Source organism: Klebsiella sp. PK18, assembly GCF_057784655.1.
In genome coordinates this window covers 3,953,169-3,977,603 of the sequence record NZ_CM173493.1, presented here as the reverse complement: position 1 = coordinate 3,977,603, position 24,435 = coordinate 3,953,169, and the positions used below count along the sequence as shown (strand labels likewise).

The 24,435-nt window shown below is 58.9% G+C and carries 22 protein-coding genes; 7 read left to right on the top strand and 15 right to left on the bottom strand.

The window, feature by feature from the left end:
* Positions 1–209: 209 nt before the first annotated feature.
* The 3 genes from AC3EMD_RS19435 to AC3EMD_RS19425 are packed head-to-tail and all read left to right on the top strand — an operon-like array spanning position 210 to position 3,352.
* A complete protein-coding gene (locus AC3EMD_RS19435; RefSeq protein ID WP_008805607.1) occupies positions 210–818 on the top strand; it encodes a methylthioribulose 1-phosphate dehydratase in 609 nt (202 codons plus the stop codon).
* A 12-nt stretch (positions 819–830) separates the two neighbouring features.
* A complete protein-coding gene (locus AC3EMD_RS19430; protein ID WP_302073647.1) occupies positions 831–2,327 on the top strand; it encodes an FGGY-family carbohydrate kinase in 1,497 nt (498 codons plus the stop codon).
* Complete coding sequence (locus tag AC3EMD_RS19425) at positions 2,324–3,352, top strand: 2-hydroxyacid dehydrogenase (RefSeq protein WP_080928767.1); 1,029 nt, start codon at positions 2,324–2,326, stop codon at positions 3,350–3,352. The genes AC3EMD_RS19430 and AC3EMD_RS19425 overlap by 4 nt, the downstream gene beginning before the upstream one ends.
* 35 nt (positions 3,353–3,387) lie before the next feature.
* On the opposite strand, the gene AC3EMD_RS19420 is transcribed toward AC3EMD_RS19425, so the two are convergent.
* Genes AC3EMD_RS19420 through AC3EMD_RS19400 form a run of 5 tightly spaced genes read right to left on the bottom strand, consistent with a single transcriptional unit; the run spans position 3,388 to position 8,855 of the window.
* The gene (locus tag AC3EMD_RS19420; RefSeq protein ID WP_302073646.1) at positions 3,388–4,329 is read right to left on the bottom strand and encodes a carbohydrate kinase family protein; all 942 of its coding nucleotides are present in this window, start codon (positions 4,327–4,329) and stop codon (positions 3,388–3,390) included.
* Between the two features lie 11 nt (positions 4,330–4,340).
* On the bottom strand, positions 4,341–5,345 hold the full coding sequence (locus tag AC3EMD_RS19415) for an ABC transporter permease (RefSeq protein ID WP_064166090.1): 1,005 nt from the start codon (positions 5,343–5,345) through the stop codon (positions 4,341–4,343).
* Entirely contained in the window at positions 5,342–6,331 is a 990-nt protein-coding gene (locus tag AC3EMD_RS19410; protein WP_008805611.1) for an ABC transporter permease, read from the bottom strand. Before AC3EMD_RS19410 ends, AC3EMD_RS19415 begins: the two co-directional genes overlap by 4 nt.
* Entirely contained in the window at positions 6,328–7,830 is a 1,503-nt protein-coding gene (locus AC3EMD_RS19405) for a sugar ABC transporter ATP-binding protein (protein ID WP_165454007.1), read from the bottom strand. Before AC3EMD_RS19405 ends, AC3EMD_RS19410 begins: the two co-directional genes overlap by 4 nt.
* 44 nt (positions 7,831–7,874) lie before the next feature.
* The gene (locus AC3EMD_RS19400; protein WP_008805613.1) at positions 7,875–8,855 is read right to left on the bottom strand and encodes a sugar ABC transporter substrate-binding protein; all 981 of its coding nucleotides are present in this window, start codon (positions 8,853–8,855) and stop codon (positions 7,875–7,877) included.
* 411 nt (positions 8,856–9,266) lie between these two features.
* On the opposite strand from AC3EMD_RS19400, the gene AC3EMD_RS19395 reads away from it, so the two are divergent.
* Complete coding sequence (locus AC3EMD_RS19395) at positions 9,267–11,576, top strand: molybdopterin-dependent oxidoreductase (protein WP_235317029.1); 2,310 nt, start codon at positions 9,267–9,269, stop codon at positions 11,574–11,576.
* 107 nt (positions 11,577–11,683) lie between these two features.
* Here AC3EMD_RS19395 and AC3EMD_RS19390 read toward each other — a convergent pair whose 3' ends face one another.
* Together AC3EMD_RS19390 and mtnC are read right to left on the bottom strand one after the other, a co-directional pair.
* Entirely contained in the window at positions 11,684–12,226 is a 543-nt protein-coding gene (locus AC3EMD_RS19390; protein WP_117115935.1) for a 1,2-dihydroxy-3-keto-5-methylthiopentene dioxygenase, read from the bottom strand.
* Entirely contained in the window at positions 12,223–12,912 is a 690-nt protein-coding gene (gene mtnC / locus AC3EMD_RS19385; RefSeq protein ID WP_008805616.1) for an acireductone synthase, read from the bottom strand. The genes AC3EMD_RS19390 and mtnC overlap by 4 nt, the downstream gene beginning before the upstream one ends.
* A 140-nt stretch (positions 12,913–13,052) precedes the next feature.
* On the opposite strand from mtnC, the gene AC3EMD_RS19380 reads away from it, so the two are divergent.
* Entirely contained in the window at positions 13,053–14,198 is a 1,146-nt protein-coding gene (locus AC3EMD_RS19380; protein ID WP_302074197.1) for a pyridoxal phosphate-dependent aminotransferase, read from the top strand.
* Here the strand turns inward: AC3EMD_RS19380 and AC3EMD_RS19375 are convergent, their stop codons facing one another.
* From AC3EMD_RS19375 to dsbG, 4 genes are all read right to left on the bottom strand, one after another.
* The gene (locus AC3EMD_RS19375) at positions 14,199–14,825 is read right to left on the bottom strand and encodes an IbrB-like domain-containing protein (protein ID WP_023297217.1); all 627 of its coding nucleotides are present in this window, start codon (positions 14,823–14,825) and stop codon (positions 14,199–14,201) included.
* Positions 14,810–16,033, bottom strand: coding sequence for a phosphoadenosine phosphosulfate reductase (locus AC3EMD_RS19370; protein ID WP_012542463.1), 1,224 nt, complete (start codon positions 16,031–16,033; stop codon positions 14,810–14,812). Before AC3EMD_RS19370 ends, AC3EMD_RS19375 begins: the two co-directional genes overlap by 16 nt.
* A gap of 111 nt (positions 16,034–16,144) precedes the next feature.
* A complete protein-coding gene (gene citR, locus AC3EMD_RS19365; RefSeq protein WP_008805620.1) occupies positions 16,145–17,077 on the bottom strand; it encodes a DNA-binding transcriptional repressor CitR in 933 nt (310 codons plus the stop codon).
* A gap of 180 nt (positions 17,078–17,257) precedes the next feature.
* Positions 17,258–18,007 (bottom strand): thiol:disulfide interchange protein DsbG, encoded by a 750-nt coding sequence (gene dsbG, locus AC3EMD_RS19360; RefSeq protein WP_022065704.1) that lies wholly within the window; start codon positions 18,005–18,007, stop codon positions 17,258–17,260.
* A gap of 411 nt (positions 18,008–18,418) precedes the next feature.
* Between dsbG and ahpC the strand changes: the two genes are divergently transcribed.
* Both ahpC and ahpF read left to right on the top strand, forming a co-directional pair.
* Positions 18,419–18,982 (top strand): alkyl hydroperoxide reductase subunit C, encoded by a 564-nt coding sequence (gene ahpC, locus AC3EMD_RS19355; RefSeq protein WP_002894394.1) that lies wholly within the window; start codon positions 18,419–18,421, stop codon positions 18,980–18,982.
* Positions 18,983–19,170: 188 nt separating this feature from the next.
* The gene (gene ahpF / locus AC3EMD_RS19350; protein ID WP_008805622.1) at positions 19,171–20,736 is read left to right on the top strand and encodes an alkyl hydroperoxide reductase subunit F; all 1,566 of its coding nucleotides are present in this window, start codon (positions 19,171–19,173) and stop codon (positions 20,734–20,736) included.
* 72 nt (positions 20,737–20,808) lie between these two features.
* Here ahpF and uspG read toward each other — a convergent pair whose 3' ends face one another.
* The 4 genes from uspG to dcuC form a co-directional block, all read right to left on the bottom strand.
* Entirely contained in the window at positions 20,809–21,237 is a 429-nt protein-coding gene (uspG, locus tag AC3EMD_RS19345) for a universal stress protein UspG (protein ID WP_002894401.1), read from the bottom strand.
* A gap of 187 nt (positions 21,238–21,424) precedes the next feature.
* Positions 21,425–21,835, bottom strand: a complete 411-nt coding sequence (rnk, locus tag AC3EMD_RS19340) for a nucleoside diphosphate kinase regulator (protein WP_008805623.1) — start codon at positions 21,833–21,835, stop codon at positions 21,425–21,427.
* A gap of 178 nt (positions 21,836–22,013) precedes the next feature.
* Complete coding sequence (rna, locus tag AC3EMD_RS19335; RefSeq protein WP_008805624.1) at positions 22,014–22,811, bottom strand: ribonuclease I; 798 nt, start codon at positions 22,809–22,811, stop codon at positions 22,014–22,016.
* A gap of 92 nt (positions 22,812–22,903) precedes the next feature.
* The gene (gene dcuC, locus AC3EMD_RS19330) at positions 22,904–24,277 is read right to left on the bottom strand and encodes an anaerobic C4-dicarboxylate transporter DcuC (RefSeq protein WP_008805625.1); all 1,374 of its coding nucleotides are present in this window, start codon (positions 24,275–24,277) and stop codon (positions 22,904–22,906) included.
* Positions 24,278–24,435: the final 158 nt, after the last annotated feature.

Sequence of the window (24,435 nt, the reverse complement as noted above, 5' to 3'; positions counted from 1 at the left end):
TTTGGCCAGCGAGTAGTGGAGAATAGCGGTGTACTGAAAACGGTTGGTTAAATCACTGTGAATAAGGGTTATTTAATATGCATTTATGATATAACCATTTGTCTTGTGTGTGTTTCCTGAAATATTGTCCCCTCCGGTTAGCGGTGTTAGTATCGGATAAATAGCCATTTAGACGGCTAAATAAATCATCGCTAACCTAAGGAACTGCTATGTGGCAAGAAAGACTCGCGCAACTGGTCACCACCTGTCATTGGATCGGGGCGAAAGGCTGGGCGCCGGCGACCGGCGGCAATATGTCGGTGCGTCAGGATGACACCTGGTGCTGGCTAAGCGAGTCGGGCCGCGACAAAGGCAGCCTGACGACCGAGGATTTTCTGCAGGTTGAGATCGCCACCAACCAGGCGCCTTCCGGACGGAAGCCGTCGGCCGAGACCGGCCTGCACACCCTGGTGTATCGCCTGTTCCCGGAAGCCAACGTGGTGCTGCATGTGCATACCGTCAACGCCACCGTGCTGTCGCGCATCGAAAAAAGCGACACGCTGGCGCTGCAGGGGTATGAAATGCAGAAAACCCTTAGCGGGCAGCACAGCCATCTCGATACCGTTCCGGTCGCCATCTTTGATAATGACCAGGATATTGACGCCCTGGCGGCGCGGATTGCCGATTATGCGCAAACGCGCCCGCTGCGCTACGGCTTTCTGCTGCGCGGCCACGGCCTGACCTGCTGGGGGAAAGATATTCAGGAGGCCCGCCGTCAACTGGAGGGGCTGGAGTTCCTGTTCGAGTGCGAGCTGATGCGCCGCCGCTACGAGCCCTGAGCCGGAGCAGGTATGGATTTTTATCTTGGGATCGATATCGGCACCTCGCGGGTGAAAGCGGTGCTGTTTGATCAGCATTTCACCGCCTGCGCCAGCGCCGCGGAAAACACCTCACCCCGCCTGTCGGCCAATGGCTACGCGGAACAGGATATGACCCAGCTGTGGCATTCGGTGCTGGCTATTCTGCGCCAGATTGCCCGCCACCCGGCGCTACAGGCGGGGCGGCTGCGGGCCATCGGCCTCGCCGGGCAAGGGGAGGGGGTCTGGCTCAGCGATGAGCAGGGCGAACCGGTGGGCCCGGGGATCCTGTGGAGCGATACCCGCAGCCACGAGCTGATGAGCGACCTGCTGCGCCGACCCGGCTTCGACCGCCGCTATTTCGCCGATACCGGCACCCACCTGCAGCCCTGCAATACCAGCCTGCAGCTGTACTGGCTGAAACACTATCAGCCGGCGCGGCTGGCGGCCGCGCGCTATCTGTTTTTCGCCAAGGACTGGATCCGCTTTCGCCTGACCGGCGTGGCGGCGCTGGAGCTGACGGACGCCAGCAGCTCGTTACTCAATCAGCAGACCGGCAACTGGTCCTCGGTGGTGATGAACGAGATGGGGCTGAACGAACTGCTGCCGCTGTTTCCCCCGCTGCTGGCCCCGGATGCTCCGGCCGGCACGCTGAGCGATGCGGTGGCGGCGCTGACCGGGCTGCCCGCCGCGACGCCGGTGGCCGCCGGGGCGCTGGATGTCTGTAGCGCCGCGCTGGGCTGCGGCGCGGTCAACGAAGGGGATATCTACACGATCCTCGGCACTACCTGCTGCACCGGGATCGTCTGCCGCGGCCCGCAGACGGTGAACGAGGCGACGCGCTTTGTCACCCATACCGAAGCCGGGCAGGTGATCTCGCTGTTTCCGATGCAGGCCGGTACGCCAAACATTGACTGGCTGCAGCAGCATATTTCGCTGGACGCCGATCTGGATCGGCTGGAGCAGACGATCGCGGAGGTGGAGCCAGGCAGCGGCGGCGTCTTCTGGCAGCCGTACCTCAATGGCGAACGTGCGCCGTTTTACAGCCCGGACGCGCGGGCCGGCTTTTTCGGCATTAGCCCGCACACCACCCGCGCCGAACTGCAGCGCGCGGTGTTTGAAGGCCTGGCCTTCGCCATTGTCGATGCGCTACAGGGTTATCCGCAGGGCGGCGAGCTGTATCTGACCGGCGGCGGCGCAGCCTCGGCGACCTGGCTGCAGATTATCGCCGACTGTACCGGGCGTACGGTGGTCTCCAGCGCCTTTAACGAACTGAGCGCGCGCGGCGCGGCGATTCTGGCGGCCCGCAGCGTCGCGGCGCTGGCCGAGACGCCTCCGCTGGCGCAGACCCGCTATCAGCCGCGCCCTCAGGCGCATGCCCGCTACGCGGCGCTGTATCCCGTTTACCGCCTGCTGCGTGAGCAGATGCTGCCGGTATGGCAGGCCAGACAGGCCGCCCTTCAATCTTTTTCTCAGGACCGACAACCATGAAAATCGTTTTTACCGCCGAGCATGCTGGTGACCTTAGCGCCTTCCACCAGCTGGGCGAGCTGCTGGTGGAGGGATGGGCGCTGGGCAAACCGAAACTTAGCGCCGGTCAGCTGATTGAGCTGGCCCATGACGCCGAGGTGCTGGTGACCAGCTATGATGAGGTGACAGACGCGGTAATGGCCGCCTGTCCGCGCCTGCAGGTGATCGCCTGCACCCGCGCGAATCCGGTGAATATTGATACCCAGGCTGCGCAGGCGCGCGGCATCCGGGTGCTCTACACCCCGGGGCGCAATGCCGATGCCGCCGCGGAGCTGACGCTTGGCCTGATGCTCAGCCTGGCGCGCCATATTCCGCAATCCCATGCGGCGCTGAAGCGGGGGGAATTCACGCAGGCTGATAATGCCGCCGCCGCCACCCAGCAGGGTCTGCGGCGGGATGTGGTCTGGGACGTGAGCCCGGAAAGCCCCTATGAAGTGTTTAAAGGCAGTGAACTGCGCAATAAAACGCTGGGGCTGGTGGGCTATGGCAACATTGGCCGCCGGGTGGCGCGTATCGCCCGGGCGTTCGGCATGGCGGTGCGGGTGGTGGATCCGTTCGTCGCCGCAGAGGATATCAATGAGCCAGGGTTACAGAAAACGACCCTGGAGGCGCTGTTCCGCGAGGCGGATATCGTCAGCCTGCATCTGAGCAGCGGGCCGCACAGTGACGGGCTGGTGAATGCGGCGCTGTTAAACAGCATGAAGCCCGGCGCGCTGCTGATCAATACCTCTCGCGCGGCGGTGGTCGACGAGGCAGCGCTGATTGATGCCCTGCGCCACGGCCCGCTGGGCGGCGCGGCGCTGGATGTCTATCACCGCGAACCGCTGTGGCGCGATCATCCTTTTGTCATCGAGTTCGATAACGTGATTATCACGCCGCATATCGCCGGAGCCACCCGGGAGAGTATCGCCAAACACACGGCGATGATTGCCGCCGATCTTCAGCGCTATGTCGCCGGGGAGCCGCTGCTGTACCAGTGGCGTTAAGCCGCTTGCGCCGCTGCGGCGGCGCGGGTCCATCGTCAGGGGCGATGGGCCGCCATAAAAGCCTGGGTCTGTTCCCAGTCCACTACCCCGGCATCCGATCCCATCCCGGTCGCCACCAGCGCGGCCACCGCCGAGGCGACGTCACACGCTGCTTTCACGCTGAGTCCGCGCGCCAGCGCGGCAATAAACCCGCCGCAGTAGCTGTCGCCGCAGCCGGTGGTATCCACCGCCTCGACCGGCCACGGCGCAATATGCTCCAGCGCGCCATCGCGACGGATAAGCCAGGAGCCGTTCTCGCCGTCTTTCAGAATGCAGGTGCCCACGCCGAGTGTCAGGAAGAAGCGGCCGATGGCCTCCGGCTGCGTCTCGCCGGAGAGAAAGGCGGCTTCCTCCAGCGAAGGCATGAAATAATCCACCGACGGCAACAGGGGCCGCAGTAGTTCGAGGGTGTCTTCATTCGGGGCGATAAGGTCAAAGCTGGTGGTGACTCCGCGTGCTTTAGCCGCCTGCAACAGCCGCGCGCTCTGTCCCTGGTCCATTGCCGCCAGCAGTCCGGTCCCGCCGTGATGCAGGAAACGACAGTCGAGGACGGCGTCAAATTCCGTTTCACTGACGAACAGGGCGTCGGATGCGCCCCGGCAATGCAGGGCCGGACGCTCGCCGTTGGGGCGAATCGGCAGGATCGTCGCCGAGGTCTCTTTCAGCGCGGTGCGCTGGATAAGCGAGCAGTCGATGCCCAGCCGGGCATAGCTGGCGAGGATAAAGTCGGCCTTTTCATCTTCACCCAGGCAGGCCACCGCTGCGGTGCGGATCCCCAGCTTCGCGGCGTTAATATTGGCCCCGGCGGCGGTGCCGGCGGGGTTGAGGCGAATTTGCTCAATAAAGGCGACGCCGCCGCGCGGCGGGATCGCCACCACCGGGCGCCCGGCGATATCCAGAATAGTCAGGCCGAAAAACACGGCGTCAAAGGTTGCCATCGTTCTCCCGTTTAGCGATGCGTTTGGCGCAGGCGCGCCTGCCAGAAAGAAAGGGCGAGGGCCACCACCAGAATCACGCCGACCAGCGCGTCCTTCACCAGATAATTGAGCCCCATCAGGTTCAGGCCATTATCAATAATGGCAAGGAACAGCACGCCGCCGAGGGTGCCGAGGATGCTGACCCGACCCAGACGGTTAAAGGCGGTGCCGATAAATACCGCCGCAATGGCGTCCATCAGGTAAGACTGCCCGGCCAGGGGAGTAAACTGCCGCAGGTTGGCGGAGAGGATCACCCCGCCGATGGCGCAGAGCGCCGAGGCGGCCACCAGCACGCCGAGCATGGTCAGGCGATCGCGGATCCCGGCGATACGCGCCGCTTCGCTGTTCTGGCCGATGGCGCGGACATATTTGCCCCACAGCGTGCGCTCGGTGACCAGCCAGGCCACCAGCCACAGCGCCAGCACAATCACCACCGGCGTGGGGATCCCACCAAGGTTGCCCACTGCCAGATCGTGATATTCCGGCGCCATCCGCCGATAAGCTATCGCGCCGCCGCCGTCGGTATAGATGCGCTCGGCGCTGCTGGCGATAAACCAGGTGCCGAGCGTGGCGAGGAAGGGGCGGATCCGGCAGATGAGGATCAGAAAGGCATTGAGCAGGCCAATCAGCACGCCGCCAAGCAGGGCGCAGCCTACCGCAGCCTGCCACGGCAGATGCCAGGTTTTCAGGGCGACGAGGGCGAAGGCGGCGCCGAAATCGAGCGCAACGCCCACCGACAGATCAATCGCCCCTGCGCTGACGATCAGGGTCATCGCCATCGCCACAATCAGCAGGATCGCGCTGCCCTGCAGCAGGTTGGCCCAGTTATCCACGGTTAAAAATACCGGATTCGCCCAGCCAAACAGGGCGATGGCCAGCAGGGTGATGACGCCAAATCCGGCCCGCGATAGCCAGGCCAGCGGGCTGCTGGCCGTCTGTTCTGTCGGGGCAGGGGTTTTCAGGGTGATTTGGCTCATGCCTCGCCTCCTTTGTGTCTGACCGCCGATGCCGCCAGCACCACCAGGATCAGGCCGCCTTTAATGGCGCCCATCCAGAAGATATTGACTCCCAGCAGGCCGAGCCCGTTAGAGAGGGCGTTGACCAGAATTGCCCCCAGCAGCGCCCCCCAGATGGTGACCACCCGACGGCGCGAGAAGGCGGCGCCGATAAAGGTCGCCAGCACGGTTTCCAGCAGCAGCGGCGTGGCCGTCCCGCTGGAACTGCCGGAGCCCTGGCTGAGCAGCGGCAGAATAGCCAGCCCGGCGGCAATGCCCGCTAACAGCCAGACCAGCAGGGTCAAGCGGCGCACGTTCAGGCCGCTCATCTGCGCCATATCGCGATTGCCGCCCACCGCCTGCACATGCTGGCCGAAGCGGGAGTGGTGGAGCAGGAACTGGAACAGGATAAATACCCCCAGCAGATAGATCAGCGGCCAGGGCAGGCCCAGCACACTGTTATCGCGAAAGGCGACCATCAGCGGATCGCTGACCGCGATGCGTCGCTGGCCGGTCAACAGATCTGTCAGGCCGGTAAACGCCACGGAGGTCGAGAGGGTGGCCAGCAGCGGCGGCAGGCCGGCCGCCAGCACCAGGAAGCCGTTGATCGCCCCGCAGAGCAGGCAAACCGCCGCCAGCAGCGCCAGCAGCAGGAGATACGGCGTGTGCCATTCGGCCAGACCGAGGCTGAGCAGCGCGACGCCGAGCACCGCCGTCGCCGGCAGGGAGAGGTCGATGCCGCCGGAGACCACGTCATCCCCGCCCACGGCGATAACGCAGACCAGGCCGAAACAGAGGATCGCCAGCGGAACGCTCTGGACCAGCATCAGGCTGATATTTTGCCAGCTGAGAAAGTAGGGAGACTGTACGCTCAGCCATACCAGCAGCGCCAGAAACAGGATCAGGGGAAATTTTTCAATCAGCGTCGCCAGGCCCGGACGGCCGCGACGCTGGATAGCGGTACTCATAGTGAAGGCTCCTGTCCGCCGTTGATCGCCACCAGCAGGGCGTCCAGCGTTAGCCCGCGGGTGGGCAGATTGGCCGCCAGCGCGCCGCGCCAGAGGACCAGGATCCGGTCGCATAGTCCGAGCAGTTCGGGGGCGTCGCTGGAGGAGACCAGCACCGCCCGTCCTTTATCGGCCAGCTGGCGCGTCCGTTGATAAATATCGCGACGGGCGCCGATATCGACCCCAAGGGTGGGTTCATCGAGAATAAACAGCCGGGCATCGGTGCCGAGCCAGCGGGCGAGGATCGCTTTTTGCTGGTTGCCGCCGCTCATGTAGCGTACCGGCAGCGCCGGGCGTCCCGGGCGGATCGCCAGCTGTTCTATCCAGTCGCGCGCTTTCTGCTCGGCGATACCCCGCCGCTCCCAGCCAAAGGTAGCGGTCTCCGGCAGTGAGGCGAGATTAATATTGTCGGCGGTGGTGAAGGGCAGGATCAGCCCCTGATGGCGGCGGTCGCGTGGCACCAGCGCCATGCCGGCGCGGATCGCCTGCTTCGGCGTACGAATGCGCCGCGGCTGGCCGTCGAGGTGGATCGTACCGCGTTCTGCCGGGCGTAAGCCGTAGAGTAAGTCGACCAGCACATCGCGTCCGGCGCCCAGCAGGCCGGCGACGCCGACGATTTCGCCCGGCTGAATATCAAAAGAGAGATCCTGCAGCTGCCGCCCGTCGCTCAGCTGGCGCACCGAGAGCAGCGGGGCCGCCCCGGTGTCTGCCGCCGGGTGCTGGCGCGGGGTATACAGCTGGTCGATTTCCCGGCCGACCATCATGGCGATCAGCGCCTCGGTATTCTGCAGCAGGTCGCGGTCCGGGTAACCGACCACTTCCCCGTTACGCAGCACGGTGCCGCGGTCGCAGAGGGTAGCTATCTCATTGAGGTAGTGGGAAATATACAGAATGGCAATGCCCTGGTCGCGCAGGCGAAGGATGGCGGAGGAGACCAGACTGGCCTCCTGCGCCTCCAGGGGGGCGGTGGGCTCGTCGAACACCACCAGCCGCGCCGCGCCGTCGATCAGCGCGCGGGCAATCTGCACCAGCTTGCGCTCGGCCAGGCTCAGGTCGCGCACCAGCCGTTCGGGGTCGATCGCCAGCTGCCAGTTTTGCTGGAAAAATTGCGCCGTGGCGGCCTTCATCCGTCGGCGATCCAGCGCCCCCCAGCGGGTGCGATACTCCTGGCCGAGAAACACCGATTCCGCGACGGTAAAGTGCGGGATCAGGTTAAGCTCCTGGTGAATGACGCGAATGCCGGCGGCTTCAATGGCTGCCGGATTGCCGAGGGGCAGCGGGTGACCGTCGAGGGTCGCGCTGCCGCTGTCAGCCTGATAGACGCCGGCGAGGATTTTAATCAGCGTCGATTTACCGGCGCCGTTCTCGCCAATCAGGCCATGAATTTCCCCCGGATTGAGGCGCAGGGTGACTGAATTAAGCGCCGTAACGCTGGCAAAACGTTTGCCGATCTGGTCCATGACCAGACCCGCGGCGGGGCGCTCCCCGCCAGGGTGTTGATTTATCACTGCAGTTCGCCGTATCCCAACTGTTTATACACCGCTTTCGCCTCCTGCGGACCTTTCACCGGTATCACCGGGATAAAGGTTTGCACCGGCAGTTTCTGACCGGCAAAGTAGCGGGCCACGTTGTCGGCGGAGGTCTGGCCAATCAGATGCGGCTGCTGCGCGACGTTAGCCACAAACGGACTGCCGGGCTCTGCCATGATCTCCAGCGTCTCCGGACCGGCGTCGATGGCCGTCACTTTCACATCCTTATCACGGCCGGTCTCTTCCAGTGCCTGGACGATACCGATGGCCGGTTGATCCCAGCAGGCGACATGGATGGCGTCCAGTTTGCCTTTCGGATACTGGCTGAGTAATTCGAGGGTTTTCTTCCGCGCGTCTTCCGGCGAGTTGGCGAACTGTTCCGCGAGCTCAGGCTGGATAATATGAATATCCGGATAATCCTTAAGGACATATTTCCACTGATCGTAGCGAATTCCGCAAATACGCAGCGCGCTGGAGAACGCGTTAAATACGGCGACGTTGCCTTTGCCGCCTAATTCATCCGCCATGTAGCGGCCGATGGTCGAGCCTAAGGTGTAGTTATCGGAGGTGGTATTGTTGACCGAATATTGAGAAACGTGATCCACGGTAAATACCGGGATACCAGCATCACGCAATGCTTTAAATTTTGGTTCGACGGCGCTGTCGCCGAGAATACTAATTACCGCGTCCACCTTGCGTGACAGTAAAATATCGTGATTATTGGCATGCACCTGATTATCGCGACCGCCATCAACGCCAATGACTTTGCCCCCCAGTTTCTCCACTTCCTCTGTCGCACCCTTAAAGGCCTCGCGATCCCAGAAATGCTGAGTGCCGACAACGGCAACGCCAATGGTTTTTCCCTGCAAGGAGAGGGCGTCTGCGGCAGTGACGCTCAGCGAGGCAAGGGAAAGCAGTCCCAGCGCGGCAGGCAATAATTTTCTTTTCTGCGACATTGTTATTATGATCCTGTGATGAAGGTGGTTGCGGACCGGTAGCATGACAAGAAGCACCTCGCCACCTCAAATACAAAATAAGTCTAAGTTATGCCGGGAATGTTATATCGCAGAAACGCCAGAGAAAAATGTTATTTTTCCATCGGGAACCTGAAAATATTTCATGATGCAAAATATACCTTTTTATTTTGTGGTTTTATTTTTGACTTATTCCGTGTTTATTTAACGGATAAAGACGGCTTTCTGTTTATTGTGATGGCGTGGAGAAATACGGCCCTTGAAGGGGAATGCAGGTGATTGCGCGGGCTAATACTTTTTTTAGCAGAGTAATGTCTGGCTGGGACGGGGATATTTCCGTCATTTCCTCGATTTATTTTAACGAGTTTTTTGGCTGAGAAGAACGCGAGTGCTATGAAGAAACAGCATAATTATACGGTGATGCACTGGGGAACGTGGCAGGTGGAGAGCCGCGAGGGCGATATCGTGGCGGTTAATCCGGTGCCCTGGGATAAAAATCCGTCACGCATTGGTCAGTCGCTCCCCGACGCGGTGACCAGCCAAACGCGCATTCGCCGTCCGGCGGTCCGCGCCGGCTATCTTCAGCAGGGGCCGGCGTCACGAGAAGGGCGAGGCAAGGAGCCCTTTGTTGAAGTCAGTTGGGAGGTGGCGCTGGACCTGCTGGCTCGCGAGCTGCGCTCGGTCAAGGCGCGCTGCGGCAATGAGGCGATCTACGGCGGCTCCTACGGCTGGGCCAGCGCTGGACGCTTTCACCATGCGCAGAGCCAGCTGCACCGGTTTCTCAAGGGATTTGGCGGGTACACCGCCAGCACCAATACCTATAGCAGCGCCGCGGGCGAGCGCATTCTGCCGCATATTCTCGGGCCGTTGAGCCCGCTGCACCGTCAGCATACCCATTTTTCCGAGCTGGCGCGGGAGTGTCAGCTGTTTGTCGCGATTGGCGGTCTGCCGCTGCGCAATGCCCAGGTCAACGGCGGCGGCGCCAATGACCATATGCTGCCGTACTGGCTGGATAAGATGCAGGCCAACGGCACCCGGTTTATCAATATCAGCCCGGTGCGCAATGACCTCAGCGCGGTGCCCGACGCCGAGTGGCTGGCCATTCGGCCGGGCACCGATACCGCACTGCTGCTGGCGCTGAGCTATGTACTGATCGCTGAGTCCCTTTACGACCAGGCGTTTGTTGCCAGCCATACCGTCGGGTTTGCCCCCTATCGCGCTTATCTGTTGGGCGAGCACGACGGCGTAGCGAAAACCCCGGCGTGGGCGGCGGCGATTACCGGCCTGGATGCCCAGCGCATCGCCGACCTGGCGCGGGAGATGGCCCGCCACCGGACGATGGTGAATATCTCCTGGTCTATCCAGCGCGCCCGTCAGGGAGAGCAAGCCTACTGGGCGACGGTGGCCCTGACCGCGCTGCTGGGACAGATCGGCACGCCGGGCGGCGGCCTCGGGTTTGGCTACGCCTGCACTAACCTGGCGGGCGCGGTGCGAAAAGCGTTTTCCGGCCCACGCTTACCCGCCGGGGAGAATGGGGTGGATAGCGTTATCCCGGTGGCGCGGCTGTCCGATATGCTGCTGCACCCGGGAGAAGCCTATGAGTTCGACGGTCAGCAGCTGCGCTATCCCGACATCCGTCTGGTTTACTGGGCGGGAGGCAATGCGTTTCATCATCATCAGGATATCAACCGACTGTGCGAGGCCTGGCGCCGTCCGGAGACGGTGGTGGTGCATGAGCAGTACTGGACCGCGCAGGCTAAATTCTCCGATATCGTCCTGCCAGCCACCACCTCGCTGGAGCGAGAGGATATCGGCAGCGGCGGTCACGACGGGTTTATGATCGCCATGAGCGCGCAGATCCCGCCGGTGGGCGAAGCGCGTGACGATTACGCCATTTTCCACGATCTGGCCGATCGGCTGGGCTTCGGAGAACAGTTCAGCGAGGGGCGGGACGCCGGGCAGTGGCTGCGTCATCTCTATGAGGAGTCAAGACCGCGGGCGCAGGAGGAGGGTATTGCGCTGCCCTCGTTCGAGGACTTCTGGCAGCAAGGGGTGCTGGAGTACAGCGCGCCGGAGCGGCCGCAGATCTTTCTCGCCGATTTTCGCGCCGATCCGCAGCGCTATCCGCTCTCCACGCCCTCCGGCAAGATTGAACTCTTTTCCGCCACCGTCGCCGGGTTTGGCTATCGTGAATGCCCGGGCCATCCGTGGTGGGATGAGGAAGAGGCCGCCCGGCAGCGACAGGAGGCGGCGCGCTGGCCGCTTCATCTGCTCTCCAGCCAGCCGCGCGCCCGCCTGCACAGTCAGTACGACCACGGCAGCGTCAGCCGGGCGACGAAAATTCAGGGACGCGAGCCGCTGTGGATGCATCCGAGCGATGCGCAGGCAAGAGACATCCGCGAAGGCAGCGTGGTGAAAGTGTATAACGACCGCGGGGCGATTCTGGCGGGCGTGCACCTGAGCGAGCAGATTTTGCCCGGCGTGGTACAGATGTCCACCGGCGCCTGGTATGACCCGCTGGATCCCAATGAAAAAGGATCGCTCGATAAGCACGGTAATCCCAACGTGTTAACTGAGGATCGCGGCAGTTCGCGCCTGGGGCAGGGCTGTAGCGCCCAGAGCTGTTGGGTGGAGATCGCCCCGTGGCGTGAGGAACTGCCGCCGATCACCGCCTTTGATCCACCGAGGTTTATTGAGGTTTAGGCGTTGGCGCTCGCCGGCGGCGGGGCGAGTAGTCCGGAGGAGGCGCGGTATGCGCCGCCTCCGGCAAAGCCCGCGCCTGGCGGTTTAAGACTGACGACAGTTTGACGTTACGCCAGCCGCGGGTAGGCGCTGGCGATATCGTCACCGGTAAACTGGGCGATCCAGCCTTCCGGGTTATCAAAAATGCGAATGGCGGTGAAGTTCGGTTCTGAACCCATATCAAACCAGTGCGGGGTGTGGGCGGGAACCGAAATCAGATCGTTCTTTTCGCACAGTACCTGGAACACCTCGTCGCCAATATGCAGGCAGAACAGGCCGGCGCCCTCGACAAAAAACCGCACCTCGTCTTCGCCATGGGTGTGCTCGTTGAGGAATTTTTCCCGCAGCGCCTCTTTTTGCGGGTTATCGGCGCGCAGGCTGATGACGTCCCAGCTCTGGTAGCCCTTTTCGGCGACCAGTTTATCAATCGCATGCTGATAGGCGGCAATGACCGTTTCCGGGCTGGGATCTGCGCCGAGGTCGCGGTCGGCCTGCCAGCGCTCGAAGCGGACGCCTTTGGCGTTCAGTTGATCCTGAATCGCTTTGGCGTCGGTGCTGTGCCAGAGCGGTGTTTGCGGATCGGTCACGGAAAAAAGAGTTAATGCGCTCATGCTGGGATCTGCTCCGGATGAATGTCGTCAAAACGCTGAACCTGAGGATGGTGGCTCGCCGGGTCGCGGTCGCCGCGTACCAGCTGGATCGTTCGCAAACCTGCAGCCTCGGCGGCGTCGAGCTCCTGATGGATATCCGACAGGAACAGGATGGTGCCAGGGGCATGGCCCAGGTGTTCAGCAATGTTACGGTAGGACTGCACCTCGCGTTTGGCGCCTACCAGGGTATCGAAATAGCCCGTGAACAGATGAGTAATATCACCTTCATCGCTGTAGCCAAATAACAATTTCTGCGCGGCAACGGAGCCTGAGGAATATACATACAGATCAATGCCCTGCGCTTTCCATTTCTCCAGCGCCGGCAGTACGTCCGGATAGAGATGGCCGGTAAAGTCGCCGTTGAGATAGCCGTCACGCCAGATGATCCCCTGCAGCGCCTTTAGCGCCGTGGATTTACGGTCTTCGTCCATAAAGGCGAAGAGGGTAGTGATAAGGTCGGCGGTGCTGGCGGCCGGGGCATCTGTCTCGCGGCGCAGGTTGTCGAGAATGGTTTTGACGGGCTCAGCGTACTGCTGAGCGGTCACAAAGCCGGCCAGTCGTTCGCGGGCGTAGGGGAACAGCACGTTATGCACGAAGCGGATATCGCTGGTGGTGCCTTCTATGTCGGTCACGATGGCGCGGATCATGGTTTCTCCAGAGTGGCGTGGCGCGGAATAACATTAGCATTTAGACGTCTAAGCGTCTTGATTGCCAAATATTAACATCGTGTTATAGTGGCTTCAACAACAGCATTACAATCGGTATAAAAAGAATGAGCAATAACCCTTTGATTCCAGAGAGTAAACTTCCTGCGCTCGGCACCACGATTTTTACCCAGATGAGCGCCCTGGCCCAGCAGCATCAGGCCATCAACCTGTCACAGGGCTTTCCCGATTTCGACGGCCCGCGCTATCTTCAGGAGCGTCTGGCGTACCATGTGGCGCAGGGGGCGAATCAGTACGCCCCGATGACCGGCGTGCCGGCGCTGCGCGAGGCGATCGCCGGGAAGACAGCGGAGCTGTATGGTTACCTGCCCGACGTCAATAGCGATATTACGGTCACCGCCGGCGCGACGGAGGCCCTGTACGCGGCGATCACCGCTCTGGTGCGCCGCGGCGACGAAGTGATCTGTTTCGATCCCAGCTATGACAGCTATGCTCCCGCGGTGGCGCTGGCCGGCGGCGAGTTACGCCGTATTGCGCTACAGCCGCCGCATTTTCGCGTCGACTGGCAGCAGTTTGCTGCGGCGCTGAGCGATAAAACCCGTCTGGTGATCCTCAATACCCCGCACAATCCATCAGCCACCGTCTGGCAGCGCGAAGATTTTGCTGCCCTGTGGCAGGCGATTGCCGAACGCGAGATCTATGTCCTCAGCGATGAGGTCTATGAGCACATCTGCTTTGCTGAGGGCGGCCACGCCAGCGTGCTGGCGCATCCCCAGCTTCGCGAGCGGGCGGTGGCGGTCTCCTCGTTTGGCAAAACGTTTCATATGACCGGCTGGAAGGTCGGCTACTGCGTGGCCCCGGCGGGCATCAGCGCCGAACTGCGCAAGGTGCATCAGTATCTGACCTTCTCGGTGAATACCCCGGCGCAGCTGGCGATCGCCGACATGCTGCGCGAAGCGCCTGAGCACTATCGTGAGCTGCCGGCGTTTTATCGGGAACGCCGCGATCTGTTTATTGAAGCGCTGCGCCCAAGCCGACTGGAACTTCTGCCCTGTGAAGGGACCTATTTCCTGCTGGCGGACTACAGCGCCATTTCCGATCTTGACGACGTCAGCTTCTGCCGCTGGCTGACGACCGAAGTCGGGGTGGCGGCGATCCCGCTCTCCGTCTTCTGCGCCGATCCGTTCCCGCACAAGCTGATCCGCTTATGCTTTGCCAAACAGCCGGCGACTCTGTTGGCTGCGGCGACGCGTTTGTGCCAGCTGTAGTTACTTAATCGTCCACGCCTGCGAGAACTGGCGGCCAGCGAACATCTCCGTGAGGCCGCTAATTTGCTTCAGGCGCAATACCTCATCGGCATCCATCCCCAGCTCTTTGCCGATTTTCTGTGGCGTCCAGCCAAGCTGGGTCAGTTCGCGGACAATCTCTGACATGGCGTGGATTTGGTGGCGCCCGCGCGCCCGGTTATGGCGTATGGTCGCTGCCATCAGCCCGTCACGCGAGGCGGCTTCACTCGTCAGGCAGGTCACTGGCAGATAACCTTTCAGCGTTTTTTTCAGCACCGCTTTGCTGCAGGCCAGCTCATGACGGTGAAAACCGTCGACAATCGTATACGACTGCGGGCTTTGCTGGATGACGACGACCGGCTGGGTAAAGCCGTCGGCTTCCAGCGACGTTTGCAGCAGGCGTTTTTCCGGTGGCGCCACGTTATTCGGATTGTAGTCGTTGGGGATGACCTGCTCCTGTTTTACCCACAGCACGCAGTCAACGGGCTGGGAGCGGAAGGGACTGCGCTGGTGGAGCACCTGACGAAACGCATTGATTGCCTCGATGCGCGCCTCGTCATCCAGCGTTTGCAGATAAGCGTCCAGCGCCTGCGTCAGTTGTTGTTGCATAATATCCCCCATTGTTGGCGATGTTTTTCCATGCGTTTACGGTAGCGCTGATAGTGGCTGCTTTTGGTCGGGCTAAACGAAAGCTGACGGCACCAGTAGTCGTTATTGAGCAGCACTTTGCAGACCCGCCGCCAGGACGGGATATCTTTGGTGCCAATGTCCGCAGGCTGGGTGTCCGGAATATCTTCCATGCCTTTTTTCTGATACCAACGCAGGTAGACGGCGATTTTGTTGCGGTAGTGCTCGGCAGTGGTTTCCGGCATGCTGTCGAGCAGGAACAGCGCATAGCTTTTCCATGTAAGGTGGTCGGGCTTGTCGATTTTTCGGTGGCCGTAAAATTGATTATCATGCCCGGCATAGACCCCGCCGCTGTGCGCGCCGCTCACCCGCTGACACATTGCGGCCCAGCGCTCGGGCTCCAGCACATGGTAGAGCCACAGTCCCTGGCGCTGCTCCGGACCGAACGGTTCGCAGATGCGCATATAGCGCAGCGGCACCCCGGCCTGATACATCAGATCGTACAGAGGGTTATAAGACTGCCCGCTTTTGGCAAACCAGGTCCAGATGTCGGCCGTTTTCCAGTCATAGAGCGGGTAGATGTACCAGGCGTGGCCGCCCGGCGCCGAGGTGGTCCAGGGTTTATCATCGGCGAAGCGCTGTTTACGCTGCGAAGAGATGGCCATAAAGCGATTCAGTGACTCGTCGGCGCGAATGCCCACCAGCACGGCGGCGGGGCGCCGCTGTGAAAACCACTCGGCGAAGTGGCTGACAAAGGACTCAAAGCTCATCCCCGGTTGATAAAATGAAAAATAGCCCGGGTGGGTAATCGCCCAGGGCGGCGGCTGACGGACCCAGTCGGCCCCGGGCTCCCAGCATTGCCATTGCGGTTTATACTGCGTCAGCGCGTTTTGGGTGGTGAGCGGCAGGGCGACCCAGTAAAAGGTTTCGACAACATCCGCATACAGCGCACGCAGTTTTTCGCAGTGGGCGATGGTGCAGGAGAACTGCGCTTCCCAGTCAATAAACAACACACTGATTTTTTTACCCTGTAACCGCGCCGCCTGGGCGGTTAAATGCAGCATGACGGTGGAGTCTTTTCCACCCGAGAAAGAGACGCAAACGCGTGAAAAATTATCCAGCACCCACTGGATGCGCTGCTCAGTTGCCTGCAGCACCGATTCCGGTAAGGGATATTTAATAAACGACATGACCATTAATCCTTTAATAGTAGAGCTTCCCGTTTGTTCAGTATAAACGATGAGCGCTGCGAAATTAATGGTCGATCTGCATTCAAACAGAGTGTGAAAACAGGTGGGCAGTTACTCACTATTATTAAGTTGTGGGCGTGATATATCTCTGTCATTCATTAGAATGGAGATTAATTCAGATAGAAAATGATTTTGTGTAGATGATTGATGGTAGTTAATGTATATCGTGATCTCTGGAAAAAGTGCCTCTATATCGAGAGCGTGAAGTGGCATGGCCGGGGAAATAAAATCATATAAATAGGAGGGGATGAAGCCAATTAAGTCGGTTTTATTGATCATGTTAAGAATGGTCATAAAAGAGTCGCTGCGAAAGGCAATATTACCCGGATTTAACCATGGCGTGCTGCTTTGCTGGACGCGCTGAATGACAGGATCGTTGGTGATATAGTGGGTGAAAAATTCCTGTGCCAGCGCTTCAATCGACGTGAGTTGATCTCGCCGCGGATGGTCCGCCCGGCAAACCGCCAGCGTCTGCACCGTCTGATAGGGCTGACAGATCGTGGCGCGGTTGGTAATAGGCATTCGGGTGAACACCAGGTCCGCCTGGCGATACGCCAGCAGCTCCTCAGCCGATTCCGTGGTGGTCAGGTTATGGTGTTCAATCTGCAAATTGGCCTGATGACAGAGCTCATTAATCATAAAATGGCTATTCACTGAACAGAACAGCGGAGGGCCATATATCACGATACGTTTACGCAGTTCGGAGCGATTATTGAGATTGATGGTTTTTTCCAGCTGTTCGAGATTTTGTTGCAAATGATAATGAAGATTGACACAGGCGGTAGTGGGCGTCATCCCTTTCCCAACGCGAACAAATAACGGATCGTTTAACTGCTGGCGCAAACGCTGCAACGACTGGCTCACCGCTGACGGGGTGATAAATAACATGGCGGCTGCTTTGCTAATGCTCAAATGTTGATAGATACATTCAAAAATAACCAATAAATTCAAATCGAACTTTTTCAGATCGTAAAGATTTGCCATTAATGCAGTCCTGTGTATTATCAGCGCGGGTGGAAATATTCTTAGTGAGAATGTTGATTGGCTTAATATTTGCGGTGTGAATTTAATTACCGGACTATAACGTTAAGTTCTGCTTAATATATCTTATCGTCGTCAGGGGCGCCAGCGGTCGTTGTTATCTGGCGCCATTATGCAATGGGATTATTCTTGTTCGCCCATCATGATCTGCAGTTTTTCTTTATCCGGCAGGCCGACCACCTGCTGCAGCATATTATCCTTATTCATATAGTAAATGGCTGGCGTGACGTTGGCCCCCAGTTCGTCCATCAGTTGCTGATTAACGTTGAGCACTTTCATTTTCTCCGGCGGAATAGCCTGCGGGATCGTCAGGGCCATTTTTCCATTCGATTGCTCATAATCATGCCAGGTCTTCGCCGGATCCTTGGTGGCCAGAATCGCGGCGGCGGTGGCCGGGCTTTCGGGCTTGATCACCCCCACCAGCAGGGTGCGGATCTGCACTTTACCGGCTTCCACCCAGGGGCGGGACTGCTGCCAGAACTGTTTACAGTAGGGGCAGAAGGGATCGGCAAAGACATACAACACGATGGGGGCGTCCTTATTGCCATCCTGCAGCCAGTGGGCGCTGGCCATCTTCTTCCACATCTCCTGTCCTGCCGGCGTGTAGAGCTCTTTTTGAAACAACTGCTCGCTGAGGTTGTTGCCGTTCTCGTCATACATATAGCCGGAAATGGCATGTTTGCCGTCCGGCGTGAGGTAGATGGTGACCCCCATGTCCTGGTATTTGCCCAGCCAGCCTTTCATTCCCCCCGGCGCCTCAAAGGGTTTTATAATAGTAATGCCCTGTTTTTCAATCGCTTTTACCGGAGCGGGGAGCTCCTCCGCCTGGCTGCATAACGGAAAAAGGCTGAGCAAGAGAAGACGCTTTAACATGAATATTCCTTGTAAAATCAGCAGGAAAGGGCAAAACGATTGTCGAACCTATCACAGTCATAGGCAAGATCAGCAGAATGACGGATTGCCCTTTGCTGGCGTGGGTGATGTAATCTTGGATGCTGTTACATTAAGGTAATGTAGAGCGCAACACATAGCCAGTCTGACTGGCGCTGAACCTACCTTCGGGTATTTCAGGTAACGGGGCCGCCTGAAAGGGTGGCCTTTTTACTTTTGTCGCGGCAAATGATGCGAAAAACAGCGATCAGCGCTGAACGCGTCGACAGGTTCACAGAGTTGTCTTGTTCCGGTTGTTAGATAACGCTTATTGATTCGATAATGTAAACGCATTGGTCGGGTCAGGAAAAATTCGTTAACTTAGACCTCAACGAAAACACGGAGGAAGTATAGATGTCCTTAATTAACACCAAAATCAAACCGTTCAAAAACCAGGCATTCAAAAATGGTGAATTCATCGAAGTCACCGAGAAAGACACCGAAGGCCGCTGGAGCGTCTTCTTCTTCTATCCGGCTGACTTCACTTTCGTCTGCCCGACCGAACTGGGCGACGTGGCTGACCATTACGAAGAACTGCAGAAGCTGGGCGTAGACGTTTACTCTGTGTCTACCGATACCCACTTCACCCACAAAGCGTGGCACAGCAGCTCTGAAACCATCGCGAAAATCAAATACGCGATGATCGGCGACCCGACTGGCGCCCTGACCCGTAACTTCGACAACATGCGTGAAGATGAAGGTTTGGCTGACCGTGCCACCTTCGTGGTTGACCCGCAGGGTATCATCCAGGCGATCGAAGTTACCGCTGAAGGTATCGGCCGTGATGCGTCTGACCTGCTGCGTAAAATCAAAGCGGCGCAGTACGTTGCTTCTCACCCAGGCGAAGTCTGCCCGGCTAAATGGAAAGAAGGCGAAGCGACACTGGCTCCGTCTCTGGACCTGGTCGGTAAGATTTAAGTCTGTTTGTGCCCGGCGGCGCTACGCTTGCACGGGCCTACAAGATTGTAGGCCGGGTAAACGGCGTGCCACCCGGCAATCAATGGGCGCTTTCGCGCCCATTTTATTCCAACACCATGATGCAAGCGCATTCAGGCCGCCTGGACGAGGCCGCTTGCATGATGATGTTTTAAGCCCAGGAGATAACAATGCTCGACACCAACATGAAAACCCAGCTCAAGGCCTACCTTGAGAAGCTGACCAAGCCTGTTGAGCTGATTGCCACGCTGGATGACAGCGCTAAATCGGCAGAAATCAAGGAACTGTTGGCTGAAATCGCTGAACTGTCAGACAAAGTCACCTTTAAAGAAGACAACACGCTCGCGGTACGTAAGCCATCATTCCTGATTACTAACCCAGGTTCCGACCAGGGCCCACGCTTTGCAGGCTCTCCGCTGGGCCACGAGTTTACCTCGCTGGTGCTGGCGCTGCTGTGGACCGGCGGTCATCCGTCGAAAGAGGCCCAGTCGCTGCTGGAGCAGATCCGCGATATTGATGGCGATTTCGAGTTCGAGACTTATTATTCACTCTCCTGTCATAACTGCCCGGATGTGGTGCAGGCCCTGAACCTGATGTCGGTGCTCAACCCGCGCATCAAGCACACGGCGATTGACGGTGGGACCTTCCAGAATGAAATTACCGATCGCAACGTCATGGGCGTTCCTGCGGTGTATCTGAATGGTCAGGAGTTTGGTCAGGGGCGGATGACGCTGACGGAAATTGTCGCCAAAGTGGATACCGGTGCGGAAAAACGCGCAGCGGAAGAGCTGAACCAACGTGATGCTTACGATGTGCTGATTGTCGGCTCCGGCCCGTCCGGTGCGGCCGCGGCGGTATATTCTGCGCGTAAAGGTATTCGTACCGGCCTGATGGGCGAGCGCTTCGGCGGTCAGGTGCTGGATACCGTGGATATCGAAAACTATATTTCGGTGCCGAAAACCGAAGGCCAGAAACTGGCCGGCGCGCTGAAAGCGCACGTCAGCGACTATAACGTCGATGTGATCGACTCCCAGAGCGCGACCAAACTGACGCCAGCGGCGACAGAGGGCGGCCTGCATCAGATTGAAACCGCCTCTGGCGCGGTGCTGAAGGCGCGTAGCGTCATCATTGCCACCGGGGCGAAATGGCGCAATATGAACGTACCGGGCGAAGATCAGTATCGCACCAAAGGCGTGACCTACTGCCCGCACTGCGACGGTCCGCTGTTTAAGGGCAAACGCGTAGCGGTAATTGGCGGCGGGAACTCCGGGGTAGAAGCCGCTATCGACCTGGCGGGCGTCGTAGAGCATGTGACCCTGCTGGAGTTTGCTCCAGAGATGAAAGCCGACCAGGTGTTGCAGGATAAAGTCCGCAGCCTGAAGAATGTCGACATCATTCTTAATGCGCAGACCACGGAAGTGAAAGGCGATGGCAGCAAAGTCACCGGCCTGCAATATCGTGACCGGGTGAGCGGTGATGAGCATCATGTCGCGCTGGCGGGGATCTTCGTCCAGATTGGCCTGCTGCCTAACACCACCTGGCTGGAAGGCGCCGTTGAGCGCAACCGCATGGGTGAGATCATCATCGATGCGAAGTGCGAAACCAATGTCAAAGGCGTATTCGCCGCTGGCGACTGCACCACCGTGCCGTACAAGCAGATTATTATCGCGGCAGGGGAAGGGGCAAAAGCGTCGCTGAGCGCCTTCGACTACCTGATCCGCACGAAAACCGCATAACAAGTCAGACAATAGACCTGCATAACAAAGAGGCTACCCTGGGGTAGCCTCTTTTTTTCTATTTCGTCATATTTACCTGACGACCATCACCGGGATATGGGCATGGCGGATCACGCTTGAGGCATTGGATCCGAGCAGGTGGGTACTGATGGACGGGTTGCGCGAGCCAATCACCACGACATCGGCGTTAATTTCGCTGGCCAGCTCGTTGACCATATCGCGCACGCTGCCGAAACGGACATGCAGCTTGATACGTGAGGGGTCAATGCTGAAATGGCTGACCATCGTCTGCAGACGAGTTTCCGCCTCATGCTGCAGGTGTTCTTCAAACCGCCGCAGATCGGCGGTAAAGCGGCTCATGGTGAAGCTCGCAGAGCCGGGTAATACGTGGAGCAGATGGATCACCCCGTCCTGCTGGGCCAGAAACTCCGCATGCCGGACGGCTTTATCGCTCAGCGCCATCTCAAAGACATCAACGGGCATAATGATAGTCTTATACATATGCAATCCTCCTTGTTCATTTGCGTCTATATCAACATATTATATGCGGATATAGTGTCATTCAGGTCGCAAAACTGTCAGTCAGGCAGGTGCAAAGCGTAAAAAAAGGTTAGCGAGGAAGGAACAGCAGAAAGAGGATGTATGGACATCCTCTGAATAAAGCGCGAAACGCCTCAGGCAGCAGGGATTAGCGGTGGAATTCGCCAGCGGCTTCCGGCTGGTACAAGAGCTCCAGCACTTCCAGGTGTGTCGATGCACCGCCCGGCAGCTCCCAGTGAATGGTGCTGCCGACTTTCAGACCCAGCAGCGCGGCGCCCACCGGCGCGAGGACGGAGAGCTGGCTGGCGCTGTCAGTCACCTGAGACGGAAACACCAGCGTCCGCACGCGCTCTTCGCCGCTGGTTAAATCGCGGAATTTTACCTTACTGTTCATGGTGACGACGTCATGCGGCATCGCTTCCGGCGCCAGCATTTGCGCGCGGTCGAGCTCGTCATTCAGGGCATCGGCAACCGGTAAGTTGGCGAAAGCCGGCTGCTCCAGCAGCCTGTCGATACGTTCGGCATCCAGTTCGTTAATGATGATTGCGGGTCTGGTCATTGCATACTCCATGTTATCCAGGAACCTGTCCGTAAAAGAAAACCCTCGCCGAAAAGGGCAAGGGTTAAGGTCCTACCATCATACTGAGAGTTGCCGGTAGTTTGAAGTGATGAAACGCACATTCAGCGTGCAACGCCCCCCGGCGGGCGGCGTTTTCTGCTCAGCACGTCGCTTTGCGCTACTGACCGACCTTGTCCAGGATAAACTGGGTTCCACAGTTGCCCGGATGGGGTTGTGGCAGAAAGGCGGAAGTGGCCAGCGGGGCGTTGATGGTGGCGGCGTTGAGGGAGATTTGCATCTCGGTCAGATAGGCTGGATTACCGTTACAGGTTAATTTAAACGCCTTCACGCTTTGCGGACCCCAGGCGCGGGCCACCGCGGCATCGAAGTCGGCGCGGCTGACGGTTTGACCATAATGCTTCGCGAGGAAATCGCCTACCGGGCTATGCTTAATTTCCCCATTCAGGCGCACCATGGTGCCAAAATAGCTATCGGGATCAAAGCCGAAGCAGACGCCATGTTTGGCGTATTCGTAGCGCTCCAGGCAGGAGGTGCCGCCCGAACCCGGCATCACGTTATTGAGCTTATTGGCCATCTCCAGCGATAGCCCGGTTTCCGCCGCCTGGCATTTGCGGTTCGCTTTCACTTCCGGCATGTTGGGCACCGGGCGCGTGGCGCAGCCGTAGCGCATCCAGCGTCGTTCATCCACCCCGCGCGCGGCAATCGACTTTGGCAGCCCGGGCCACAGGCCGTGCACGGTCAGAAAGTCGGCTTTGTTCGCCGTGTCCTGCTGCAGGCGACACTCTTCCGGTTCGCTACGGTTGCGGTCAAGCATGCTCTGACAGAATCCGGTTTGCCAGGAGAGGGCAAGAACGTAGCGGTCAAAATCAGCGTATCGCGTCGCGGTGAGCGGTTCAGCGCCGGCCTGAGTGGCGGTGAGCACAAGGGCAAGCGCGGCGAAATCCTTCCTGAACATGTTTATTCCTGATTGTGGATGGCAAAAGATAACGGGGAGTTATTAAAGCATAAAAAAGGCGCCCGCTGGCGCCTTTTCGCGTGGTTAGACCATTAGTGGACTGCGCTGCCGGGCACCAGAATCTCAGTGGCGATAATCACCACCAGCAGGCCAACCATCACCGGCACGGAGGTACGTTTGACCACTTCGAACGGCGAAATTTTTGCCATCCCGGCAACGGCGACCACCACCCCGGAGACCGGCGATATCGTGCGGCCGAGGTTAGAGGCCTGCAGCATCGGAATCGACAGATAAGCCGGATTGATGCCGGAAGAGTGCGCCAGCTTGGGGATCATCTCAACAAAAGCGTAGAACGGGGCATTACCGGAGCCGGTGGTCATTGCCGCCAGCATGGTCAGGATCACCAGCACCAGCATCAGAATAATACTGGCCGAGCCGAAGGAGGTGGCGATGGAGATCAGCCCATTGATAAAGCCGATGGTGCTTAGCCCCTGGGCGAAGACGCCGGCGGCGACCAGCAGCATCACTACGCCGGCGAAGGCGTCAGCCATCCCGCGGTAGGCGACTTCCAGCCCGCTGAAGACGTTTTTGGTGTTAAACCCGCGCAGGAACTCAAGGATCGCCGCCAGCAGCATGCAGCCGACGAGGATGGTGATAATGTGCAGTTCCGGTCCCCATTTACCATCAAAGATCAGCACGCCGATGATCGGGGTAAACGGCAGAATGGCGTACAGCGCCGGGGCGGTGGTGGTGATGTCGTTGACATCCAGCATTTCGTGGGAAATGTTCTCTTTTTTATCCAGGTAACGCTGCCAGAAGAAATGGGCGATTGCCATGCAGATAATGGCCGCGATGGAGATGGGCAGCGTGGTCTTGAAGGCAAAGTCGATCAGCGGCATTTCTGCGGCTTTAGCCGCCAGTACAACATCGCCAGAGGTAGGCGAGAGGATAATGGCCGCCGGTGAAGCGCAGATGGCTGCCGCCGCCCCGCGACTGATACCGACGTTCACCATCACCGGGAACAGCGTCGCCATCAGCAGCACGCCAAGGCCGGTCGCAGAGGAGACCGCCAGCGACATCAGGCAGGCGACAAAGTAGGCGGCAATCATCAGCAGATAGGGCGAATTAATATAGCGCAGCGGCTTTGATGCTAATTTCACCACCATATCATTGGCGCCAATATGGGTCATGTAGGTGGCGAAGCCGCACAGCATCATAATCATCATACCCAGATCGCCACCGCGGCTCATGAGTAGAATCTTAATATATTCAATAATATCGGTGGCAGAATAACCGGTGCTGTCGGTATTGCCCGGCAAGACTTTATGCCCCAGCAGGGCGCTGACGATCAATAAGATTAAGCCCCCGACGAACAGCACCCCGGTGGCCGAGTAGCCCTTAATGATATAGCGGGCGACGCCCACAATGACCACAATCCCGATCAGGATCTCAACAAACGTCAGCATTTATTACCCCTAAGCCCAAAGAATATGTAGATAAAAAGCGTCATGCCAAATTTTAATGTGCGAATGTGCCGAAAAAACGGACAAAACTCGCTGATGCAAATCAATAAAGCGATAAGAACTACGCGTCACCCGTCTCGCCTGGATATAATCACCAGATG